Annotated in this window: 18 protein-coding genes and 1 riboswitch; of the genes, 14 read left to right on the top strand and 4 right to left on the bottom strand. The window is 61.8% G+C overall.

The genetic code is table 11. The annotated features are described in order from the left end of the window. Positions 1 to 840: 840 nt before the first annotated feature. The 4 genes from AC0L2P_RS19980 to panB all read right to left on the bottom strand — a co-directional run bounded on the left by AC0L2P_RS19980 (position 841) and on the right by panB (position 4,082). On the bottom strand, positions 841 to 1,470 hold the full coding sequence (locus AC0L2P_RS19980) for an acyl-homoserine-lactone synthase (protein WP_473503267.1): 630 nt from the start codon (positions 1,468 to 1,470) through the stop codon (positions 841 to 843). Positions 1,471 to 1,564: 94 nt separating this feature from the next. Next, positions 1,565 to 2,290 carry a LuxR family transcriptional regulator gene (locus AC0L2P_RS19975; RefSeq protein WP_473503265.1) on the bottom strand — a complete coding sequence of 242 codons (726 nt, stop codon included), beginning with the start codon at positions 2,288 to 2,290 and terminating at the stop codon, positions 1,565 to 1,567. Positions 2,291 to 2,397: 107 nt separating this feature from the next. Further along, positions 2,398 to 3,297, bottom strand: a complete 900-nt coding sequence (gene panC / locus AC0L2P_RS19970) for a pantoate--beta-alanine ligase (RefSeq protein ID WP_473503263.1) — start codon at positions 3,295 to 3,297, stop codon at positions 2,398 to 2,400. After that, positions 3,294 to 4,082: a 3-methyl-2-oxobutanoate hydroxymethyltransferase gene (panB, locus tag AC0L2P_RS19965; RefSeq protein ID WP_473503261.1), complete on the bottom strand. Its 789-nt coding sequence runs from the start codon at positions 4,080 to 4,082 to the stop codon at positions 3,294 to 3,296. The genes panC and panB overlap by 4 nt, the downstream gene beginning before the upstream one ends. Positions 4,083 to 4,295: 213 nt before the next feature. On the opposite strand from panB, the gene AC0L2P_RS19960 reads away from it, so the two are divergent. The 14 genes from AC0L2P_RS19960 (at position 4,296) to thiS (ending at position 22,090) form a co-directional block, all read left to right on the top strand. Then, positions 4,296 to 5,258, top strand: coding sequence for an NUDIX hydrolase (locus AC0L2P_RS19960; RefSeq protein ID WP_473503260.1), 963 nt, complete (start codon positions 4,296 to 4,298; stop codon positions 5,256 to 5,258). Between the two features lie 65 nt (positions 5,259 to 5,323). Beyond that, on the top strand, positions 5,324 to 6,298 hold the full coding sequence (gene nadA, locus AC0L2P_RS19955) for a quinolinate synthase NadA (protein ID WP_473503258.1): 975 nt from the start codon (positions 5,324 to 5,326) through the stop codon (positions 6,296 to 6,298). After that, entirely contained in the window at positions 6,295 to 7,836 is a 1,542-nt protein-coding gene (locus AC0L2P_RS19950) for an L-aspartate oxidase (protein WP_473503256.1), read from the top strand. The genes nadA and AC0L2P_RS19950 overlap by 4 nt, the downstream gene beginning before the upstream one ends. Before the next feature lies 1 nt (position 7,837). Then, on the top strand, positions 7,838 to 8,719 hold the full coding sequence (nadC, locus tag AC0L2P_RS19945) for a carboxylating nicotinate-nucleotide diphosphorylase (RefSeq protein ID WP_473503254.1): 882 nt from the start codon (positions 7,838 to 7,840) through the stop codon (positions 8,717 to 8,719). 229 nt (positions 8,720 to 8,948) lie between these two features. Next, complete coding sequence (gene bioB / locus AC0L2P_RS19940; protein WP_473503408.1) at positions 8,949 to 9,917, top strand: biotin synthase BioB; 969 nt, start codon at positions 8,949 to 8,951, stop codon at positions 9,915 to 9,917. Beyond that, positions 9,914 to 11,053 carry an 8-amino-7-oxononanoate synthase gene (locus AC0L2P_RS19935; RefSeq protein WP_473503252.1) on the top strand — a complete coding sequence of 380 codons (1,140 nt, stop codon included), beginning with the start codon at positions 9,914 to 9,916 and terminating at the stop codon, positions 11,051 to 11,053. The genes bioB and AC0L2P_RS19935 overlap by 4 nt, the downstream gene beginning before the upstream one ends. Continuing rightward, positions 11,050 to 11,685: a dethiobiotin synthase gene (bioD, locus tag AC0L2P_RS19930; RefSeq protein WP_473503250.1), complete on the top strand. Its 636-nt coding sequence runs from the start codon at positions 11,050 to 11,052 to the stop codon at positions 11,683 to 11,685. The genes AC0L2P_RS19935 and bioD overlap by 4 nt, the downstream gene beginning before the upstream one ends. Continuing rightward, positions 11,685 to 12,950, top strand: a complete 1,266-nt coding sequence (locus tag AC0L2P_RS19925; protein WP_473503248.1) for an adenosylmethionine--8-amino-7-oxononanoate transaminase — start codon at positions 11,685 to 11,687, stop codon at positions 12,948 to 12,950. The genes bioD and AC0L2P_RS19925 overlap by 1 nt, the downstream gene beginning before the upstream one ends. After that, on the top strand, positions 12,947 to 13,930 hold the full coding sequence (locus AC0L2P_RS19920) for a beta-ketoacyl-ACP synthase III (protein ID WP_473503246.1): 984 nt from the start codon (positions 12,947 to 12,949) through the stop codon (positions 13,928 to 13,930). The genes AC0L2P_RS19925 and AC0L2P_RS19920 overlap by 4 nt, the downstream gene beginning before the upstream one ends. 347 nt (positions 13,931 to 14,277) lie before the next feature. Then, on the top strand, positions 14,278 to 15,924 hold the full coding sequence (locus AC0L2P_RS19915; protein ID WP_473503244.1) for an MFS transporter: 1,647 nt from the start codon (positions 14,278 to 14,280) through the stop codon (positions 15,922 to 15,924). Positions 15,925 to 17,464: 1,540 nt separating this feature from the next. Then, positions 17,465 to 18,625 (top strand): porin, encoded by a 1,161-nt coding sequence (locus AC0L2P_RS19910; protein ID WP_473503242.1) that lies wholly within the window; start codon positions 17,465 to 17,467, stop codon positions 18,623 to 18,625. 243 nt (positions 18,626 to 18,868) lie between these two features. Then, positions 18,869 to 18,985, top strand: a riboswitch (TPP riboswitch). 102 nt (positions 18,986 to 19,087) lie between these two features. After that, entirely contained in the window at positions 19,088 to 20,926 is a 1,839-nt protein-coding gene (gene thiC / locus AC0L2P_RS19905; RefSeq protein WP_473503240.1) for a phosphomethylpyrimidine synthase ThiC, read from the top strand. Continuing rightward, on the top strand, positions 20,923 to 21,924 hold the full coding sequence (thiO, locus tag AC0L2P_RS19900; RefSeq protein WP_473503238.1) for a glycine oxidase ThiO: 1,002 nt from the start codon (positions 20,923 to 20,925) through the stop codon (positions 21,922 to 21,924). The genes thiC and thiO overlap by 4 nt, the downstream gene beginning before the upstream one ends. Beyond that, the gene (gene thiS / locus AC0L2P_RS19895) at positions 21,893 to 22,090 is read left to right on the top strand and encodes a sulfur carrier protein ThiS (protein ID WP_473503236.1); all 198 of its coding nucleotides are present in this window, start codon (positions 21,893 to 21,895) and stop codon (positions 22,088 to 22,090) included. Before thiO ends, thiS begins: the two co-directional genes overlap by 32 nt. Position 22,091 lies beyond the last annotated feature (1 nt).

Below are 22,091 nucleotides of genomic sequence, written 5' to 3'. Positions count from 1 at the left end.
TCGTGACAGCTCCCTGGCCATGTCGGAGCCACCATTCACCGGTCGTCAATATAGCACGAGGGCGACCGGGCAGCTGTGCGCATCGCGGGCGTTCGGTGGGACCGGCTACAAAACGTGGTCACCCCATAATGTCCTCGCGACTTCGCACGTGCACAAAACCATCCCGGACTGCAAAAGGAACTTGGCGGGAATACGGGCGAGTCTGAACACTGTGCGGCCTCGAGTTGCGAAAGGGGGCGGCATGACGGACATCTCCGCGACGCGTCTTGTCGTGTCCAGGCCTGTCGCCGATACCGCGATCCTGCGGGCTTCAGCCCAGCTTTGAGCGTGCGCCCTTAGGCCTGCGGCAGCGTTGATCCATGCCAGCAACGCTTCTCACATGGGAGCATGCATACGAGCCGCGTTGGCGAGCCATTGCGCGATTTACCATTCATTCACTTTATTAGCGCACGTTCATAAGTGGACATGTTGGTGTAGCTCGTACGTGCCCAAGCCCCGGCGCATCGATCCCGCGCCGGGGCTTTTTTGGGTTATCAGATGGCACCGCTGAGAGGTCCAGCGTTGCAGCCGTTGGCTGCTCTGTGCAAGGTTCCGCTGCTTTTTAACGGCGTCAAGAAATCCGGGCTTTTACGGCGTCCAAAACCCGGGTGTCTGCGCCGGGCGGCGCCATTCGGCGTGGTCACGCTGGGTTGCGGATTGCGCCGATGAACTCCCAGGCCCAGGCCGTGTGGGGGAAATTGACCGGAAGGTCGTAACCTTCGCAACTACGCCAGTCCGGTCATCGACTGTTCGTAGCGCCCGCGGGCAGGTGCATTGGTCAGGGCTGAGCATCGTTAGGCGCTATGCCGACAGGCCGAGAACCGGTTGCCATAACACCGGTCCGTTCAGACGTCCCTTCCAGCGGATGCGCAAGAGGCTAGCGTGGGAAATCTCGAGAAAGCCGGCGACGGCCTCCGTGTTACCGACCGGCTTCGGCTGTCCGATGCGCGACAACGGCCACGTTGCGAGACGCAGGATCCGTTCCATGCGCGTATCGGTAACTGTCACAATCCGAGTGAGATTGTTCGCCAAGCCGAATTCGATCATGCCCGCGAAGAGCTCGTAGGTTGCTTGCGCCAGTCCACCAGCCTTAGGCGCTGATGGAGGAAGATCGAGTGCGAAACGACTGCTCTCCCAAATGCGGGCACTCGCGGGCGCCGTAGTCTCGCCCAGCAGCATCGGAAAGGTGTCGCGCAACATTGTCGGTCCGGTAGTCGGCAGAAGACGGACGCAACCGCAAATTCGCCAGTCGGCTCCCTTGAGAAGCAAATAGATGGGGTTCAGGCTGTCAAATGCGTCTGTTTCCATCTCGCTTTCGGTCTGAACTTCCCAATCCAGCCTTTCCTTGAAGACCCGATGCCTGAGCCCGTGCATTTCTTTGAGCTCGTTTGGAAACTCGCCGTAGAGTTCAGGTGTTATCAGCTGCATCATTTGTCGCCTCCGTGCAGGATGTGTTCCCGCCATCGAAGAGCAAAGCCGACATTGATGCAGCCTGTAGACCTTTACAGCTATCCGACAAAAGGACTCAGGATCTCCACTGACGGGAAGCAGTCAGCCGCGCCACGCCCTGGTTGATGGTTCGCACTCCAAGCTTTGCCTTGGCGTTTTCCAGATGGAAGGTCACGGTGCGTTTAGAAACGCCGAGGATCTGGCTAATATCCCAGGCCGACTTACCGCGCGCCGCCCATTTCAGCGATTCGAACTCCCGCGGGGTCAGCGTTATGCCATCCACTACGCAATCTTCGGCTAGCCTGCGCCGGGCATGTATATGAAAGCTGATTGCGACCAGCTGCAATGCCTTTTCGTAACGTGTCAGGGACCGCAAAAGAGGCGGACGGGACTGGTCGGAAGCGAAGGTCAGCGACGCAAACCGGCCGCGATAGTCATGCATTGACATGGTCAATCCGCCGCGAATGCCAAAGTGAGCTGCCTTTTCGAGGATTTCCTGCTGCGAGGCCGGAAGACACTGGCGGGATCGATCCACGCCCCAATCGAAAGTATCCCAGCCTTGCAGCCCGCGCAGGATCACCGGATCATGGCTGTGGTAGCGCAGTTGCAGATAGTTTGATGTCCAGGATGATGGATAATTCGAAATCAACCGCGGCGTCTGGTCGGAGGCGGACCGGTAACTGAAATAGGCGAAGAGCGGAAAATCGAATCCGGCTGCGGCGGACGCCATTGCCTCATGGAGATCGACAGCATCGACGCTTGCAGAGAGTTGCTCGACGAAGTTTTCGAATACGCGATACATCTGCCCTTTGCGCAACCTCCCGAATGTTGCTCGATGCGAGGCGGAAACCTGGGTCTAAACGACCCCGCATCGATGCGGCGCGGCCGATTTGGCCATCATCACCGGCATTACTTTGCAGCTTCCACTTGAAGCGAACGCCGCGAACCTGACCACTTACCGACCGGGGATGTTGAGACGTTATCGATGAGCCGTGTGTCGCCGAGCCAAGCCGCGACAAGCAAGCGTGCCGGTCGGTCAACCTTTGCTAACGGCTGCAGGTCCGTTTCCCCACGGAGTTCCAGGTATTCGACCTCGCGATAGCCTGCCGCCAGAATTGCTGCACGCGCCTGGGTAAGCGTTGGCAGGACGGGAGAGCCGTTCGAGAGCTCCTCCGCTGTATCGAGCAGGACCGATGCGAGCCTTGGGGCAACGGCGCGCTCTGCCGGCGAGAGCCGGAGATTGCGCGATGACAAAGCGAGACCATCGGCTTCCCGGACTGTCGGACAGGGGACGACGGTGATCGGAATGTCCAGGTCCCGGACCATGCGCCTGATAAGCAGAAGCTGCTGGAAGTCCTTCTCTCCGAAAAAGGCAAAATCAGCGCCGGTCTGCAGAAAGAGCTTGGCAACGACGGTCGCCACCCCATCGAAATGGCCAGGCCGGAACGCACCGCACAGGCCTTCGCTGACGCCGGACACGGACACGGTCGTGGTGAAGCCGTCAGGATACATCTCAGTCGCGTTCGGAACATAGAGCAGGTGTGCGCCCAACGGAGTGAGTTTTGCAGCGTCTTCGTTTTCCGTCCGGGGATAGGCGGCAAGGTCGGCGGCACTGTTGAACTGCTTGGGATTGACGAACAGCGTCACGATCACCCGATCGGCCTTCTGAAGCGCGGCACGCACGAGGCTCAGATGGCCTTCATGCAAGGCCCCCATGGTCGGCACAACGGCGACACGGGCGCCTGAGCGACGCCATCCCGCGGCAACAGCGCGGAGTTCGGCAACGGTTCGAACGATCGGCACGCTCATGTGACGCCTCCGGCCTTCGTCTCGTCGGCGTAGAGATGTTCGGCCGCCGGAAAGCGCCGTTCCCTCACGTCGGCGGCATAAGCCGCAATCGCCGCATCGGCCTGGTTGCCTAGTTCGGCGTAGCGTTTGACGAATTTCGGCCGAAAAGAGCCGAAAAGCCCGAGCATATCATCGCTGACCAAAATCTGGCCGTCGCAGGCGGGCGAGGCGCCGATGCCGATTGTGGGGACGGCGATCTCCGCAGTGATGCGCCGTGCGAGCGGCTCTGGCACTTTCTCCAGCACCACCGAGAAAGCGCCAGCTTCCGTGACTGCACCGGCGTCGCGGCTGATGCGCTCGGCATCATCTCCCCGCCCCTGGACCCGGTAGCCTCCGAAAGTATTGACGGCCTGCGGCGTCAAGCCGGTATGGGCCATGACAGGCACGCCGCGGGCGGCGAGGAAGCGGATCGTCTCGGCCATGGTCTGGCCGCCCTCGAGCTTCACCGCTGCACAACCGGTCTCCACCATCAGGCGCGTAGCGTTGCGGAAGGCCTGCTCGGGGCTTTCTTCATAGGAGCCGAATGGCATGTCTACGACCATCAACGCTCGCGCCAGACCCCGACGCACCGCCTGGCCGTGCATGATCATCATGTCGAGGCTGACGCCCAGCGTCGACGAGAGGCCGTGCAGTACCATGCCGACGCTGTCGCCCACGAGAACGATGTCGCAGTGTCGATCGGCCAAACTGGCGATCGGCGTGGTATATGCCGTCAGGCAGACGAGTGGCGTCTTGCCTTTCCGCATCCGAATATCCGGTGGTGCAATTCCCTTTGGGTCACCAGCTGCGCTCAATCCATCCCCTCCTTCCGTAGCGTTACTCGCTGAAGGTGTCGCGTCTGGCACATTTTTGTGCAAGTGCGAAGAGCAAAAAAAGGGGCTGCGGCTGTGCGGTGTTGACGTGCGAACAGCCACGCTTACAATTAAATCGATTAATGCGTCCGAGCTCAGGTCACGAACATGGACGATCAGGCAACAGGAACGAGGAAAGACAAAGCCCGCAAGGCGGAAGTCAAAGTGGACCTGATCGCCGTTGTCGTGGCCGTAAATGAAAGTGAACCCTGCCTCCTCACTATCGGTCAGGCTGACACCCTGCCCTCCGGACCATTTGCGCTTGAGCACCGGTCGCCGCAATCCGGGTTGAGGGGGTGGGTTGAGCAGCAGACCGGTCAGCCCTTGGGGTACATCGAGCAACTCTACACCTTCGCCGATCGGGACCGGATCGGCGCCGAACGCCAGCAGCGCGTCATCTCCATCAGCTATCTCGCTTTGACCAGCAAAGAACAGGCGACGGGCTCATCCAAGTGCGGATGGCAAAGCTGGTACGACTATTTTCCGTGGGAGGACCACCGCTCCGGCATCCCGCCGGTGGTGCTGGATGTTGTGCGACCGCGCTTGATCGGTTGGGCAGACGGAGCCAGCGACGCGGCCACGCGACGCGAGCGTCGACAGCGGGCGGCGATCGCCTTTGGCTTCGATGACCGCTATTGGAACGAGGAGCTCGTGCTTCAGCGATATGAATTACTTTATGAGGCAGGCCTGGTCCAAGAGGCCGCAAGCGGAGGGGAAACGCCCCCACTTCCCCTGGTGCCGAGCAAGTCCATGGTCGCAGATCATCGCCGTATCGTGGCAACGGGCATTGCGCGGCTGCGCTCCAAGATCAAATACCGCCCAGTCGTCTTCGAGCTTATGCGACCGACCTTTACGCTACTGCAACTCCAGCGAACCGTGGAGGCGCTCGCCGGTAGGCTCATCCACAAGCCGAATTTTCGGCGCCTGATCGAGCAGCAGGAACTGGTGGAGGAGACTGGCGAGACCACCGCCGAGACCGGAGGTCGGCCGGCGAAGCTCTACCGCTTTCGCCACGCCGTTCTCGACGAGAGGGCCATCGCCGGGACAAAATTGCCGCTGGCGCGGGGTTGACATCCCTTATACTCACGGCAAGTATATGCCGGTTATCTTCAACTAGAGTATAAGCGGGGGCATCAATGAGCGCCGTGCTGCCTACGGCCGCGTTCCTCTATGAGCGCGTCCGACGCGTGATCCCGCCGATTGAATGGCCGGTTTTCGTCGAGGATATCGAAGCCATCCTTGCACTCAAGCGCGAGCGCAATGCCGTCATCCTGGCGCACAACTATCAGACGCCCGAGATTTACCATTGCGTCGCAGACATTGTCGGCGACAGCTTGGCGCTGGCCCGCAAGGCTGTGACGGTCGAGGCGCAAGTCATCGTGCTTGCGGGCGTGCATTTCATGGCCGAGACCGCCAAGCTGCTAAACCCGAACAAGACCGTGCTCATCCCGGACATGGGCGCCGGTTGCTCGCTGGCCGACTCGATCACGGCACAAGACGTGCGGCTGATGCGACAGAGTTATCCCGGCGTGCCCATCGTCACCTATGTCAACACCTCCGCCGCCGTGAAGGCCGAGTCCGACATCTGCTGCACCTCGGGCAACGCAAAGGCGGTGGTGGAATCGCTCGGCGCGCCGCGTGTGATCATGCTGCCCGATGAATATCTGGCCAAGAACGTCGCCGCCGAGACGAAGGTCGGGATCATCGCCTGGAAGGGTCGTTGCGAGGTGCATGAGCGCTTCACCCCTGCCGACATCCGGGAACTGCGCAATGCATATCCAGGGATCATCGTGCTCGCCCATCCCGAATGTCCGCCAGAAGTTGTCCTAGAGGCGGATTTCTCGGGCTCGACCGCCGCCATGTCGGAATATGTCGGACGAGAGACGCCGGCACGCGTAGTCCTGATGACGGAATGTTCGATGAGCGACAATATCGCGGTCGCGCATCCCGACGTCGAGTTCGTGCGCCCTTGCAATCTTTGCCCGCATATGAAGCGCATTACGCTCGCCAATATTCGCTCCGCTCTAGAGGAGAACCGGCACGAGGTCCGGATCGAGCCCGGGATCGCCAGCCGCGCGCGCCTGGCAGTCGAGCGCATGCTTTCGATATGAGCTGCGACATTCACGACATCGGCGGGGCGCCAATCATCATAGGCGCTGGCGTGGCAGGCCTGATGACGGCGCTTCATTTGGCGCCGGAGCCGGTCGTGCTTCTGTCCAATGCGCCGCTCGGAACCGGAGCCTGCAGTGCGCTCGCCCAAGGCGGTCTTGCGGCAAGTCTCGGCGGCGAGGACGGCCCGGAATTTCATTTTTGCGACACACTTGAAGCCGGTGATGGGCTCTGCGACGAGGCGACCGCGTGGCGAGTTGTCCGAGCTGCGCCCAAAGCGATCAAGGGCCTCGAAGACTTCGGCCTCGTCTTCGACCGCTACCCTGACGGGCGGTTGCGGCTCGGGCTCGAGGCGGCGCACGCGCATCGGCGGATCGTTCATGCTGACGGCGACGCGACGGGTCGCGAGCTGGTCCGCGCGCTCATCGCCGCGGTGCGGTGCACAGCTTCGATCACCGTCCTGGAAAATGTGGAGGCTCGCCGGCTCGTCCTGCAAGACGGGGGAATCATCGCCGTGCTCGCAGTTTCGCGCACCGGAACGATCGTCTTGCCTACACGCCGGGCGGTGCTGGCAACCGGCGGCATCGGCGGCCTGTTTTGCGATACCACGAATCCGCCTGGCTCATGTGGGCACGGGCTAGCGCTCGCCGCCTGGGCCGGGGCGGAGTTCGCCGACTTGGAATTCGTACAGTTCCACCCGACCGCGCTCGATGGTCCGCGCCGGCCGATGCCATTGGTGAGCGAGGCGGTTCGCGGCGAAGGCGCGGTGCTCATCGACGAAGCAGGGGAACGCTTCCTGGCTGAAACGCCGGGCGGCGAGCTTGCACCTCGCGACGTGGTCGCGCGTGCGGTGTGGCAACAGATAACTGGCGGGCACCGAGTGTTCCTGGACGCCCGGCAATGCCTCGGCCCGAGATTTGGCAATCGCTTTCCAGCCATAGCCCATTTGTGCCGAGAGGCAGACGTCGATCCCTCCGTCGACCCGATCCCAGTACGCCCGGCGGCTCATTATCACATGGGCGGCGTTGCTGTTGACGCGGCCGGCCGCAGCTCCGTCGAGGGGTTATGGGCATGCGGCGAGGTCGCATGTACCGGTCTGCACGGCGCTAACCGCCTCGCCAGCAATTCGCTCACCGAAGCGGTGGTCACCGCGAGCTGGGTTGCTGAAAGCGTTGCCGGCACATCTCACACGAAACGGCGGCGCGTATGTTCGACGTTTGTGCCTCCGCCGCCAGATCCTTCCTGCATCCGCCCGGTCGTCTCCACCGCACTGGGCATCATCCGGGACGGCGAGACGCTACGCGAGGCGGTGGCGAACTTGCTGCCGATCGCGGCTGGCCACGAGGCCGCATCCGACCCGGCCTTGGTGGCGCTGATGATCGCCATTGCGGCCCTGCGGCGCGAAGAGAGCCGCGGTTCGCACTGCCGGTCCGATTTCCCAGGGCGCGATGCAGACGCGCGCCCGTCACGGCTGACACTGCGCATCGCAATGCAGGCCGCGGTCGCACTCAGCTGGCGAGCGCCGAAACGGAGCACCTGACATGGTTTCATTCTCACCCCTTCCCTCCGCCCTGATCGAACCGATCGTGCGCGCTGCTCTTCTGGAAGATCTGGGCAGATGCGGCGACCTGACCAGCGATGCGGTGATCCCGCATGATTGCACGGCCACCTTGGTGCTCAAGTCGCGACAGACGGGAATCGTTGCCGGGCTCGATCTGGCCGCCTTCGCCTTCACTCTCGTCGATCCAGCAATCGACATGCACATCTGGCGAGCTGACGGCAGCGATGTCGCGGCCGGCGAGACTATCGCCAAGCTGTGCGGACCGGCGCGAGGTCTGCTCACCGCCGAGCGCACGGCGCTCAATTTTCTGTGCCGCCTGAGTGGCATCGCCACTGCCACAGCGACGATGGTCAAGGCCGTGCGTGGCCACAAGGCGAAGATCGTGTGTACGCGAAAGACGACGCCCGGCCTGCGCGCGTTGGAGAAATATGCCGTGCGCGTCGGCGGCGGCGCCAACCACCGCTTCGGGCTCGATGACGCCGTGCTGATCAAGGACAACCACATCGCCATCGCCGGCGACATTCGCACGGCAATAGAGCGAGCGCGCGCCGCCGCGGGCCACATGGTGAAGATCGAGGTCGAGGTCGACACGCTGGAGCAGCTCGATATAGCGCTCGCGCTGGGCGTCCACGCAGTGCTGCTCGACAACATGTCGGTTGAGGATATTGCCCGCGCCGTGGCACTGGTCGCTGGCCGCGCCATCACAGAGGCTTCTGGTCGGGTGACACTGGAAACGGCTCCGTCGATTGCTGCGACGGGTGTCGACCTCATCTCGGTCGGATGGCTCACACACAGCGCTCCGATCCTCGACGTCGGTCTAGACATGCCGGGCCACGCGAACATCTGCACTCACTTGAACTAGCGGAAACGGAATGAGGAGCAACAGGCTCGGACTGCACGCGGCGCAAGAGGCTCGAAGGAGCCTGCGCCCCCATTCGGCTCACCCTTTAAACCTGCGGTATTGCGCTCGCGACGAGCCATATCGGACGGGCTCGCGACTCGACGGACCTCCTGAGCGCACTCGCTGATCAGCAACAGAGGCTTTGACGATGACGACTGGAATGAACTCGGAGTGTGACGTGAACCAGGGCATGCAAACGATCGATGGAGCCCCAGCCCGATGGAGCCGCAAAGAGGCCGAGGCTATCCAAGCCATGCCGTTCAACGATCTGCTCTTCCTGGCTCACACCGTCCATCGGCAGAACTTCGATCGCAACCGGGTGCAGCTGTCGCGGCTGCTCAGCATCAAGACCGGCGGCTGCCAGGAGGATTGCGGCTATTGCAGCCAGTCTGCGCATTACGAAACCGGCCTGAAGGCGTCGAAGCTTATGGAGGTCAATCGTGTCATCGACGAAGCGACCAAGGCACGAGATGCGGGCGCAACCCGGTATTGCATGGGGGCTGCCTGGCGCAGTCCGAAGGAGCGCGACATGGACACCGTGGTCGCCATGATCGAGGGCGTGAAAGCACTCGGCATGGAGACCTGCATGACGCTTGGCATGCTCGACCTCAGTCAGGCGCAGCGCCTGAAGTCGGCCGGTCTCGACTACTACAACCACAACATCGACACGTCCGAGCGCTATTACGGGGAGGTTGTTTCAACCAGGACCTTTGCCGACCGGCTTGAAACACTTAGGCACGTGCGCGAAGTTGGCATGAAGGTCTGCTGCGGCGGCATTGTCGGGATGGGAGAGGAAAAGGCCGATCGCATCGACATGCTGGTCACGCTCGCGAACCTGCCCGAGCCGCCGGAAAGCGTGCCGATCAACATGCTGATCCCTATCGAAGGCACGCCGCTAGCCGAGGCCGAACCCATCGATCCGATCGATTTCGTCCGTACCATTGCGCTCGCCCGCATCATGATGCCGAAGTCCTATGTAAGGCTGTCCGCCGGACGGACGGCGATGAGCGACGAAACCCAGGCGCTATGCTTCTTTGCCGGCGCCAATTCCATTTTTGTCGGCGACACGCTGCTGACAGCGGACAATCCCAGCGAGGACAAGGATATTCGTCTATTTAGACGTCTCGGCATCGAGTCGATGCAATGCGAGGCGAAATGAACGGGCCACAGCTAGCCCGCTATGAAGCAACGTTGCAGGGACTGGCACGCAAGGACCGGCTGCGGAGACTGGCGCCGCGCGTCGGCTTCGACTTCTCGTCCAACGACTATCTCGGGCTTGCCGCCTCGAAGAGACTTGGCGATGCAGTGGGGGCGGCAATCGCGCGGGGCACCCCGGTCGGCGCAACCGGATCGCGCCTTCTGCGCGGCAACGCGCCGGAGCATGAGGCCTTGGAGGCAGATGCGGCGTCGTTCTTCGGGGCCGAGCGGGCGCTGTTCTTCAGCAGCGGCTACATCGCCAACTTTGCCCTGCTGACCGCCCTGCCGCAGACGGGCGACCTCCTGATCCTCGACGAACTCGCTCATGCCAGCATGCACGAAGGGGCGCGAGCCGGACGCGCCGAGTTCAGGTCGGCTACGCACAATGACGTTGATGCTTTCGAGGATACTATCAGGCGCTGGCGCGCCGAAGGTGGCATGGGGCATATCTGGATCGCGGTCGAAAGCCTGTATAGCATGGATGGCGACTTCGCGCCGATGGAGAGCCTAGTCGCCCTTGCCGATCGGCACGAGGCATTCATAGTGGTCGACGAGGCACATGCCACCGGGGTCTGGGGACCGCACGGCCGCGGCCTTGCCACCGCGTTCGAGGGCCGCGACAACATCGTCGCGCTGCATACATGCGGCAAGGCGCTCGGCGCGTCCGGCGCGCTCCTCACCGGGCCAGGAACGCTGTGCGATTATATTGTCAACCGCTGCCGGCCCTTCATCTACGCCACGGCGCCCTCGCCGCTCATGGCGGTGGCGGCGCGCGAAGCGCTCGCAATACTGGTCGACGAGCCGATGCGCCGCGTTCAGCTGCATGAGCACGTTGCCTTGGCAAGCCGGCAACTGGCCGAGCGTTGCGGCGCAAAGCTCAACGGCTCGCAGATCCAGCCATTTGTGATCGGCGATGTGACGCGCACCATGGAGGTCGCGGCGGCTCTGCAGGCCCGCGGCTTCGACATACGCGGCATTCGTCCGCCGACGGTGCCGGAGGGCACGTCGCGGCTGCGCATTTCGCTGACCCTGAATGTCGGCCACGCTGACATTTCGGCCATGGTCGAGACGCTCGCCGCGGTGTTGGCCACGGCATGATCAAGCGTATCGTCGTCACCGGAACAGATACCGGAATTGGCAAAACGGTCTTTTCGGCGGGACTCGCCGGCCTGCTCGACGGCTTCTACTGGAAGCCGGTGCAATCGGGTCTCGATGAGGAGACCGACAGCGAGGTGGTTGAACGGCTCGCCGGCCTGCCGTCAGGGCGCGTGCTGCCGGAAGCTCACCGTTTGAAGAGCCCGCTGTCGCCGCATCGTTCTGCCGAAATCGACGGCGTCTCCATCGAAGCTGCCGATCTTTCATTTCCGGTCCTGCCGACACCGCTCGTCATCGAAGGCGCTGGAGGACTGATGGTGCCGATCAACCGACAGACAAGCTTTATTGACATCTTCGCTGAATGGCGGCTGCCGGTTATTCTGTGCGCTCGCACCGAGCTCGGCACGATCAACCACACCCTGCTGTCGATCGAAGCCCTGCGGGTTCGCTCGATCCCGCTAATCGGCATCGCGTTTATCGGCGAAGAGGTGGCCGATACGCAAAGGACAATCACCGAATTCGGCTCGGTGCGTCAGCTCGGAAGGCTGCCACACCTCGTTCCGCTGACGCGCGAAACTCTGCGGAAGGCCATGTTTGCCGGCTTCGACCTCGCCCAGATAGCCGGAGGCGAATGATGTCGCGGTCGCGGGTCTGGCATCCATTCACCCAGCACGCGATCGAGCCGGCCATCCCGTCCGTTGTCCGCACGGAAGGGGCTTGGCTACAGACGAGTGACGGAAGGCGTATCCTCGATGCAATCTCCTCCTGGTGGGTGGTCACCCACGGCCACCGCCATTCACGGATCATGGAAGCAATCCGGATTGCGACGGAGATGCTCGACCAGGTGATCTTCGCCGGCCTCACCCATCAGCCGGCAGAGCAATTGGCCTCGGCGCTGATCGAAATAGTGCCGGCAGGCCTCGACTGGGTCTTTTATTCCGACAGTGGATCGACGTCCGTAGAAGTCGCGCTGAAGATGGCGCTCGGCTATTACCGCAACATCGGCGCGCCGCGTTCGCGCATCGTCGTCATGGAACACAGCTATCATGGCGACACGATCGGCACGATGAGCGTCGGAGCCCGCGGCGTGTTCAACGCCGCCTACGAACCCCTGCTGTTCGAGGTCGACACCATTCCGTTTCCGGCCGCAGGGCGCGAGCAGGAAACGCTAGATCGGTTCGAGGCTTTCTGTCGCGACCGCCGCGCCGCCGCGCTGATCGTCGAGCCGCTAGTGCTTGGCGCCGGCGGCATGCTGATGTATCCGGCCTGGGTTCTGGCCGAATTGAAAAAGGTCGCCGAAGCCTCCGGCACGCTGCTGATCGCCGATGAGGTGATGACCGGCTGGGGGCGCACCGGAACCATGTTCGCCTGCGAGCAGGCGTCGATCTCTCCGGATATACTCTGCACCTCGAAGGGCTTGAGCGGCGGCGCGATCCCACTGGCGGCCACACTCGCGACCGATCCGATCTTCCAGGCCCACTATTCCGAGGACCGGCAGAAGACGTTCTTCCACTCGAGCTCCTACACCGCCAACCCGATCGCCTGCGCGGCAGCACTTGCCAATGTCGAGATATGGCGGGAGGAGCCGGTGGCGGAGCGGATTGCGGCCTTGAGCGCCGGGCAGGCCGCCGGACTTCGACGCTTTCGCAACAATACCAACTTCACAGACTGCCGGGCAACCGGCACGATCGCAGCTCTCGATCTGTGCGCCGGCTCGGCCGGTTATCTGGCCGAGATCGGACCAAGGCTGCGCGCTTTCTTCCTCGACCGCGGCCTGCTCGTGCGCCCGCTGGGCAATGTGCTCTATGTTCTGCCGCCCTACTGCATCACCGGCAACGAGCTGGACGGGCTCTATGACGCCATCGAGGAGGCCGGCGAACGCTTCGGTTTCCGGCCATGATGAGATCGTCGACGATTCTCGGCTTGGGTCATCATGCGCCGTCGCGCAAGGTCGAGAATCCGGAAATCGAAATCCGTCTCGGGCTTGAGCCCGGCTGGATCGAGCAGCGGACCGGGATACGCTCGCGCTTCTGGGCAACGGACCAAGACACGTTGTCGGGTCTTGCCGCGCATGCCGGCGAGATGGCGCTGGCGAATGCCGGCATCGACCGCCGCGACATCGGTCTTTTGCTGCTTGCCACCTCGACACCCGATCACCTCTTGCCGCCAAGCGCGCCGCTGGTCGCACATCGCCTGGGACTAGGCCGTGCCGGCGCGATCGATCTGACCGGCGCCTGCGCCGGCTTCATCTATGCGCTGATGTTCGCCGACGGCTTCACCCGCGTTCAAGGCAAAACGACCCTGGTCATCGCCGCCAACATCCTCAGCCGCCGCATCAATCCGGCGGAGCGCGCCAGCGCCGTGCTGTTTGCCGATGCCGCAGGCGCCGTGGTGATCGGTCCGTGCGACGACCCCGATCGGGGCATTCTCGGCGCCTCTGTGAATTCGGATGGCTCGCGCTACGGGCTGATCCAGATTCCCGCCGGCGGAAGCAACACGCCGTTCCATGGCGACCTAGACCTGGCGCAGACCCGGATGACAATGAGTGACGGCCGCGCAGTGTTCAGCAAGGCCGTGGACATGATGACGGCCTGCTCGCAGGACGCGCTCACTTCTGCCCGAATGCTGCCGCGAGACATTGTTCGTTTCGTGCCGCATCAGGCCAATGCTCGGATTTTCGATGTGGTCGGGAGGAACCTCGGAATAGCGGATCAGGCAATCGTCAAGACGGTCGCCGAGTACGGCAACTCTTCCGCCGCGACGATCCCGCTCTCGCTGTCGCTCGCCCATCGGACGCAGCCGTTTCGGGCGGGCGAAAAGATTCTCCTTGCGGCGGCCGGTGCCGGCCTCACCGGAGGCGCCCTCATCCTAGGAATCTAGCGGTACGACGGCCATGAACAGGATTGGTCACGAATGACACTACCAACACGGCCCAATACGAAAAAATTGCGCCGGCAAGTTACATGGGCGCTGGCTCGGTGAACGAGAGCGATCACCCTGCAGACGATTTCTTGTCGAGCAGGACGATCGGTGAGGCTACCTTGCTGGGCGAGGAGGGGTTAGCGCCAGTTCAGGAGAGCGGAGGTATCCGAGCTCATGCGCGCCCTCCTCATTGCGATGAAGTCATCCTAATCGATATGTCGGCCCTTCTGATCCATTGATCAACATCTAACGGTAGTAGGGCAGCCTTGAATTGAATAAGCGGTCCCTCGAAGGCGTCAACCGTCATGCAGTCCGAAAAAAATACTCATCTGCCTGTCTCAACAACGCTCGCTCCATTTCGAAACCAGGTGTTTCGCTCGATCTGGACGGCCACACAAATATCCAGCCTCGGGTGGCTCGTGCAAACGGTCGCTATCAGTTGGCTGATGGCCACGATTTCCGCTTCGGATCTGATGGTTGCACTCGTGCAGGCCGCATCGACCTTACCGGTGTTCTTCCTCTCGATCTTGGCCGGAGCCATCGCTGACAACTTCAGCCGCCGATGGGTGATGTTTGCGGGGCACTGCCTGATCGCATTGGCATCAACGACGCTGATGATTTCCGTGGGTCTGGGATTTGCCGGTCCCTGGCTAATTCTAGGATTAGGGTTCCTGGCCGGCTGCGGCTTTGCCTTGAATGATCCGGCCTGGCACGCTTCTGTTGGCGATATCCTTCACAAGCGCGACATCCCGGCTGCGGTGACGCTTATGTCTGTCGGATACAACATTGTGCGCAGCGTTGGTCCGGCTTTGGGGGGCGTGGTCTTGGCATTTTTTGGACCGCTGGCCGCTTTCGCGTTGGCAGCGCTGAGCGATCTGGCACCGCTAACCGCAATATGGCGCACTAGATGGAATGTTCGCACGTCACCTCTCCCTCGTGAGCGAATGACGATGGCAATTCATGACGGACTGCGCTTCACCGTCATGTCCTTGGAAATCAGGGCAGCGATTGCCCGTGCAACCCTTTTCGGGTTGGCTAGCATCTCCATCCTTGCGCTGCTCCCGCTAGTCGTCCGGGATCAGCTGAAGAGCGGGCCAATCATCTACGGCATCTTGCTGGCCGGCTTCGGCATGGGTGCTTTCATCGCCGGCATGAGCAATAGCTTTCTAAGGCGGATCACGTCTCAAGACAGGCTGGTGTCGTTTGCCTCCGTTGCTTGTGCAGCATGTTGCCTTTCCCTTGCACTCACATCGTCAGTCGCTGTGGCGGCCATTTCGCTGGCACTTGGTGGCGCGGGTTGGCTTATCACCTGGACGGGCATTGACGTGTCGGTGCAGCTGGCCAGCCCAAGGTGGGTCGTTGGCCGCACACTGTCGATCTACTACGCCTTGAGCGCAGGCGGGATGGCGGCCGGCAGCTGGATCTGGGGTACTGTCGCACAGAACTACTCGCTAGGCTGGGCTTTGGAGGGTGCCGCAGGCGCTCTTTTGCTCGTTGCAGCTGCGGGAATATTGTTGCCGGTCCGTCCATGGGAAGAAACGGATCAGGAGAGTTCGGATTTTCACCCGCCGGAGCTGGCACTCGAGTTGAAGCCCAGGAGTGGCCCCATAGTGGTCAAGGTCGAGTATCTTATATCCGAAGAGAATATCGAGACCTTTCTGGGCTACATGCGCACAAGGCGCCATGTTCAGAGCCGTGCCGGTGCGCGAAACTGGACACTCCAGCGCAATCTTCAAACGCCTTCGATTTGGACAGAGACATTCCGCACGCCAACCTGGATGGACTTTCTTCGCCTGAATCATCGGCTCACGGCAGCGGATAAGGAAGTCGGCCAGCGTCTCCTGGCACTGCATGATGGAGAGCGTCCTCCGCAAACAGTGCTTTCGATCGAACGAACCACTGAGGCAGCTCGTACCCGTGCCTCAACAATCGTTTCTCGTCCTCCCAGGTGACGTGATCACGAAGGCGATCGCATCGTGCATTGGGATCTGCTGCGCCGGTCGACTTCGAGCAGCGCGAAGACCGCATCGCCAGTAGGCGAGGCAATGCGTCCGGCGCTCTCTTGCGAATACCCTGCCGCCGCGGGCCCTTGAGGGCGGGGGCAGGAACGGTCGGTTCTGGGCCATCTTCGAGGCGGCGCTCGACGGCAAGAAGGAGGGCATGGGTCTCGAACGCTGGTGCGCGGCCTGCGCACAAGCCGATCAGCATCACCTTCGACGTGCGCTTCAGCCAGCGCTTTGCGGCTCAGAGACCTGCAGGAGGATCTGACCCGCTATCAGCTGGCGCTGGGCCAGCCAGAACCAGGCCCGTTCGAGGACATGATCAAGCATTTCGAATTGCAGCCTGACGAGAGCACTTCGCCCTTCGTGACAGAGCGATCATCGGCAACCTTCGGAAATTTGCCGATAGCGAGGCGTCGTCGTCAACAGAACATTTCGGACGAAGGCCGCCAAGGGACGTGCTACGTCCACGCAAATAGGCGAGATCCGTTGCCGTCTCGGTGTTCGTCTCGACGGCATGCGTCGCAGCGAGGAGTTCGGCTGATTTCAATGAGCGGCGGCGTGGTGCGTCGACCCTCCTCGATCGTTCTTTCGTAACCCTCTCTTCGCCCTGCAAGCGGAAGCGCACCAATGCGGCTCATGTCATCCACTGCCTAGGTAATCCATCGCGTTCAGAGGTCGCGTTTCGGCGCCATTTCCCCCGGCTCGCCTCTTGGCGAGGCTTGGCGTGGTCGCGCTGGATAACACGCCGGCCCCATCCGTCCGGCTCCGTGTCGGCGATCGCGCTATGGGATCCGTCGCCGGTCTTCCGATGGAATTGAGGGCCTGTGACGATGGCAGACCCGGTTCGATCGAGAAGCCTTCCGCTGCTGTCAGCCAGCCTGCATCGTATTCAAACGCAGCGCACTCGGGCGCGCCCTGCTGGTCATAGCGCAACGTGCCCAGAGGCGTCGCTTCGTCGGCTGACAGCGAACAAATGCTGACGGTATCGAACGAAAGTGTCACATATCGAACATACGAACCATGTCCGAAACATCTGTTTTTCGTGCTCAGCGTGACCCCCAAAAGCAAAAAAGAAGAGAGCACGACGAAGTTTCGCCGGGCATTTAAGTGTCAGCGCGAGCTACCTCTTCAGTATGGCACGTCGCTTGCTGCTCTGCATCGAACGCCGACGCCCAACCCACAAATAGCAGAGATGAATAATGGCGATTTGTTCAGAAGTGCTGAATCTAACTGAGTGGCTGAACAGCAGTGTGGAAGCGCAGCGGGGCAAAGCAATAGGCGTCCTGCCTTTCTTTGAGCCTGACACAGGTCGAATCCCACCTTTTTCGGGCAATGCATGACCAAGCATAGTTGTTCTTCCGTAAATCTCCAGTCGTTTGAGCAGTTCGTTTTTGTGCAACAAAAGTTTCAAACGTTCAATTGCGCACTTTTAGCATTCACGAGAACTCATCTTGATGATTATCTTTTAACCTTTGAATGGATATCCGGAATGAACGTAAGCAGCCTTCTTCTCAGCTCAGTTGCGGCCCTGATCTCCGTTTCCGTCGCTCGCGCGGCGGACCAAGTCTCTGCGCCGGACCCGACCGAATACGTCAAGATCTGCGACGTCTACGGTTCGGGCTACTTCCATATCCCCGACACCGAGACCTGCCTGCGCATCGGCGGCTACATCCGTTACGACGTCGGCCTCGGCGATGTCCGATCCTATGACGGGGCAAGAACCACCGATGGGAGCCCTGGCGAGGCTCGGGGCACCTGGCGAAACAACACGCGTTTCACGTTCAAAACTTGGACGCGCCAGGAGACCGAACTCGGCGCACTGAAGACCTATACTGAAAACCGCGTGAACTTCGGCAACCGCAACGCTCATCCGGGTCCGGACAGCCCTCAGAACTATGGCTTCAACAGCGGCGTCAAGTTGGCTTCCGCCTGGATTCAGCTTGGTGGCCTCCGAGTTGGTAAGGACGAGTCGGCCTTCGACACGTTTACAGGCTACGCCGGGAACGTCCTCAATAACGTACTCGTTCCGTACGGCGACTTCGATACCAACGTGGCCCAGTATTACTTCGATGCCGGCAATGGCTTTTCGGCTCTGGTTTCACTTGAACAAGGGTCGGGTGTAGTCGGTACTATCGACAGCCATGTTCCGCACGTCGTCTTCGGCGTAAAACAGACGCAGGGCTGGGGCGCGATCACCGGCGTAATCGCCCGTGACAGCAACTACGATGCTTTGGCCGGCAAGGTCCGCGTCGATTTCAATGTCACAGATGACCTGTCGCTATTCGGAATGTTCGGCTATGGCTCCATTGGCAATCTCAATGATGACCCAACCAATGCAGTCGCCGCTCACGGTCGCGGCTTCTACAAAACTTGGAGCGGCAACTGGGCTTTCTGGGCCGGCTCCACTTACACACTCAACGAGAAAACTTCGTTCAACCTTCAGGTCTCGGGTGATCAGTTCTGGAACTCTGGTGTGGCTGCAAACGTCGCCTACTTGGTCGTTCCAGGTTTCACAGTCACAGCCGAAGTCGACTACGACCACTACAGCAACTTCGGCGCCGGCGCGGTCGACCATTCCCGCGTGAACTGGACTCACGTCGGCAAAAAGAACAGCCTCGGCGGCATACTCCGATTCCAAAGCTCATTTTAAACAACTCCATCTGGTGTCGGCGCCCCAGCGGATCGCCCGAAGGCGATTTACGCGCAAACCTTCGGTGCCGATTGAAGGCGTAATCATCATAAGGACCGATCTTTAGTTCAACCGTTTGCGACCCCTTATCCCTGTCTTCGTCTCCAACGCCTGGTTTGTCGCCGACATATGGTCTGACCGGCTACCGATCATCGCCTCGGCCCGAATGCGCTTGACAAATCGGCGCCGGCCCGTTCAACCTGAAGCATTCACCAGGGGAGTCCCGGCAAGGGGCTGAGATACTGCTGGCTTTCGCGGCGCAGTGACCCGTTGAACCTGATCCAGTTCATACTGGCGTAGGGACGGTGCAAGCGCTTTGCGGGAGTTTACGCCCGAGGTCCTGTTTCGGCAGGTCAACAGAAGCGTCTTTTCATCCTTCCGGCACAGAACTGGATCTCCAATGCTTGAGCAAAGGAGCCTCAGATGAATGCCCTCACTCCCGCCGTCTCGACGGGACCGTTGCCCGCCTCCCGGAAAATCCACAAGCCCGGTGCCATCCACCCGCAGATCAGGGTGCCGATGCGCGAAATCTCCGTCCATCCGACAGCCGGTGAGCCGCCCGTCACCGTTTACGATCCGTCCGGCCCCTATACCGACCCGACTGTCGAAACCAGCATTGAAAACGGCCTTGCACGGCTTCGGCACGAATGGATTACGGCGCGTGGCGATGTCGAAGCCTATGAGGGCCGCCACGTCCGGCCGGAGGACAACGGATTTGCGGCGGGCGAGCGCCTGACGCCGGAGTTTCCCATTCGCAGCCGGCCACTCAGGGCCAAGCAGGGCAAGGCGGTGACCCAGCTTGCCTATGCGCGCGCCGGCATCATCACGCCTGAAATGGAGTTCGTCGCTATCCGCGAGAACCTCGGCCGCGACATCCTGCGTGGCAAGCTTGAGCGGGACGGCGAGGCCTTCGGCGCCGCTATCCCCGACTTCGTCACACCGGAATTCGTGCGCGAGGAAGTGGCGCGCGGACGGGCGATCATTCCCGCCAACATCAATCATCCCGAGAGCGAGCCGATGATCATCGGCCGCAATTTCCTGGTCAAGATCAACGCCAATATCGGCAACTCGGCGGTCACCTCCTCGATGGCCGAAGAGGTCGAAAAGATGGTCTGGGCGATCCGCTGGGGCGCCGATACGGTGATGGACCTGTCGACCGGCCGCAACATCCACAACATCCGCGAATGGATCGTGCGCAATGCGCCGGTGCCGATCGGCACGGTGCCGCTCTACCAGGCGCTGGAGAAGGTCAACGGCATTGCCGAGGACCTGACCTGGGAGGTGTATCGCGACACGCTGATCGAGCAGGCCGAACAGGGCGTCGACTATTTCACCATCCACGCCGGCGTGCGGCTGCACTATATTCCGCTGACCATTGACCGGGTCACGGGCATCGTCTCGCGAGGCGGGTCGATCATGGCCAAATGGTGCCTGCACCATCACCGGGAAAGCTTCCTTTACGAGCATTTCGCGGAAATCTGTGACATCTGCCGCGCCTACGATGTGTCCTTTTCGCTCGGCGACGGCCTTCGTCCCGGGTCGATTGCCGACGCCAATGACGCGGCGCAATTCGCCGAACTGGAAACACTTGGCGAGCTGACGCAGATCGCCTGGGCGAAGGATTGTCAGGTGATGATCGAGGGGCCCGGCCACGTGCCGATGCACAAAATCAAGCAGAACATGGACAAGCAGCTCGCTGTCTGCGGCGAGGCGCCGTTCTATACGCTGGGACCGCTGACGACCGACATCGCGCCGGGCTATGACCACATCACCTCCGGTATCGGCGCCGCCATGATCGGCTGGTTCGGCACCGCCATGCTCTGCTATGTCACGCCGAAGGAACATCTCGGCCTTCCCGATCGCAACGACGTCAAGACCGGCGTGATCACCTACAAGATCGCCGCCCATGCCGCCGACCTGGCGAAGGGTCACCCGGCGGCGAACCTCCGCGACGACGCGCTGTCGCGGGCCAGATTCGAGTTCCGCTGGGAGGATCAGTTCAACCTGTCGCTCGATCCGGAAACCGCGCGGTCCTTCCATGACCAGACCTTGCCCAAGGAGGCGCACAAGCTGGCGCATTTCTGCTCGATGTGCGGGCCGAAATTCTGTTCGATGCGCATTTCCCACGACATCCGCGCCGAGGCGCAGAAGGAGGGCATGGCGGCGATGGCGGCGAAGTACCGCAAGGGCGGTGACCTCTACGTGCCGGCGGAAGAGACCGGCGCAGCGCTTATGCCTTCGGAGGCGCATGAGCGATCATGAGGGTGTTGGTCAAAGGGGCCGGCGTCGCTGGCCTCACCGCAGCTTTCGAGCTCGCTACGCGCGGCGCGGCTGTGACGGTTGCCGAGACAAGGCACAGCCTTGGCGGCAATGCGTCATGGTTCGCCGGCGGCATGCTGGCGCCCTGGTGCGAGCGTGAAAGCGCCGAGCAGTCCGTGCTCGATCTCGGACGCGACGCCGCCGACTGGTGGGATGCGGCAACACCCGGTCAAGTGACACGAGCCGGAACACTGGTCGTGGCCGCGCCACGCGATGCGGGCGAGCTCGACCGGTTCGCCCGCCGCACGTCGGGCCATCGGTGCGTCGATGAAGATGAAATCGCGTTGCTGGAGCCCGACCTCGCCGGCCGCTTCCGTCGTGGATTGCTCTTCCCCGACGAAGCCCATCTCGACCCGCGCCAGGCGATGGCGGCACTGCATGACAGACTGGCAGCGATGGGCGTCGAGTTCCGCTTCGGCGCCGACGCCCGGCTTGGCTCCGGTTTCGATCGCCGGATCGACTGCACGGGCATGGCGGCGGAAGACGACCGACTGCGTGGCGTTCGTGGCGAAATGCTGATCCTGCGCACGCCCGATATGTCACTGTCGCGCCCGGTCCGGCTTCTTCACCCGCGCTTTCCCCTCTATCTGGTGCCGCGCACTGACCACCATTTTATGGCCGGCGCGACGATGATCGAGACCCAGTCCGCTGGACGGGTCACGGCGCGTTCCATGATGGAGCTTTTGAGCGCGACCTATACCCTCCATCCGGCCTTTGGTGAGGCCGAGATCGTTGAAACCGGTGTCGGCGTCCGTCCAGCCTTTCCCGACAATCTGCCGCGTGTCGAAGCACGCGGAAACACCGTCGCGATCAACGGGCTTTATCGCCATGGCTTTCTTCTCGCGCCCGCCATGGCGCGCCAGGCGGCCGAACTCGTCTTCAGTCACGACAAGACCTTGGAGCTCGCCAATGAAACTGATCGTCAACGGCCAAGCGCTTGAGATTGACGCCTCAACGCTGGCCGAACTGCTTGCCGCGCTCGACTATGCAGGCGATTGGCTGGCGACGGCCGTCAACAGCGACCTCGTGCACAAAGCCAACCGGGCGGAGTTCCAGTTGAGCGACGGCGACCGGATCGAAATCCTCTCACCGATGCAGGGAGGCTAGC

The organism is Mesorhizobium sp. WSM4836 (genome assembly GCF_055811815.1).
Note: the sequence above shows the minus strand (reverse complement) of the source record. Positions and strands in the feature narration are given on the sequence as shown.

What these genes read in the sequence shown, in the direction of transcription:
- thiO (WP_473503238.1), top strand. Translation starts at nt 20,923, where the DNA reads ATGAGGGTGTTGGTCAAAGGGGCCGGCGTCGCTGGCCTCACCGCAGCT.
- AC0L2P_RS19910 (WP_473503242.1), top strand. Translation starts at nt 17,465, where the DNA reads ATGAACGTAAGCAGCCTTCTTCTCAGCTCAGTTGCGGCCCTGATCTCC.
- AC0L2P_RS19915 (WP_473503244.1), top strand. Translation starts at nt 14,278, where the DNA reads ATGCAGTCCGAAAAAAATACTCATCTGCCTGTCTCAACAACGCTCGCT.
- bioD (WP_473503250.1), top strand. Translation starts at nt 11,050, where the DNA reads ATGATCAAGCGTATCGTCGTCACCGGAACAGATACCGGAATTGGCAAA.
- AC0L2P_RS19960 (WP_473503260.1), top strand. Translation starts at nt 4,296, where the DNA reads ATGGACGATCAGGCAACAGGAACGAGGAAAGACAAAGCCCGCAAGGCG.
- AC0L2P_RS19920 (WP_473503246.1), top strand. Translation starts at nt 12,947, where the DNA reads ATGATGAGATCGTCGACGATTCTCGGCTTGGGTCATCATGCGCCGTCG.
- AC0L2P_RS19925 (WP_473503248.1), top strand. Translation starts at nt 11,685, where the DNA reads ATGTCGCGGTCGCGGGTCTGGCATCCATTCACCCAGCACGCGATCGAG.
- bioB (WP_473503408.1), top strand. Translation starts at nt 8,949, where the DNA reads ATGCAAACGATCGATGGAGCCCCAGCCCGATGGAGCCGCAAAGAGGCC.
- panB (WP_473503261.1), bottom strand. Translation starts at nt 4,082, where the DNA reads ATGCGGAAAGGCAAGACGCCACTCGTCTGCCTGACGGCATATACCACG.
- nadC (WP_473503254.1), top strand. Translation starts at nt 7,838, where the DNA reads ATGGTTTCATTCTCACCCCTTCCCTCCGCCCTGATCGAACCGATCGTG.
- thiC (WP_473503240.1), top strand. Translation starts at nt 19,088, where the DNA reads ATGAATGCCCTCACTCCCGCCGTCTCGACGGGACCGTTGCCCGCCTCC.
- thiS (WP_473503236.1), top strand. Translation starts at nt 21,893, where the DNA reads ATGAAACTGATCGTCAACGGCCAAGCGCTTGAGATTGACGCCTCAACG.
- AC0L2P_RS19975 (WP_473503265.1), bottom strand. Translation starts at nt 2,290, where the DNA reads ATGTATCGCGTATTCGAAAACTTCGTCGAGCAACTCTCTGCAAGCGTC.
- AC0L2P_RS19935 (WP_473503252.1), top strand. Translation starts at nt 9,914, where the DNA reads ATGAACGGGCCACAGCTAGCCCGCTATGAAGCAACGTTGCAGGGACTG.
- panC (WP_473503263.1), bottom strand. Translation starts at nt 3,297, where the DNA reads ATGAGCGTGCCGATCGTTCGAACCGTTGCCGAACTCCGCGCTGTTGCC.
- nadA (WP_473503258.1), top strand. Translation starts at nt 5,324, where the DNA reads ATGAGCGCCGTGCTGCCTACGGCCGCGTTCCTCTATGAGCGCGTCCGA.
- AC0L2P_RS19980 (WP_473503267.1), bottom strand. Translation starts at nt 1,470, where the DNA reads ATGATGCAGCTGATAACACCTGAACTCTACGGCGAGTTTCCAAACGAG.
- AC0L2P_RS19950 (WP_473503256.1), top strand. Translation starts at nt 6,295, where the DNA reads ATGAGCTGCGACATTCACGACATCGGCGGGGCGCCAATCATCATAGGC.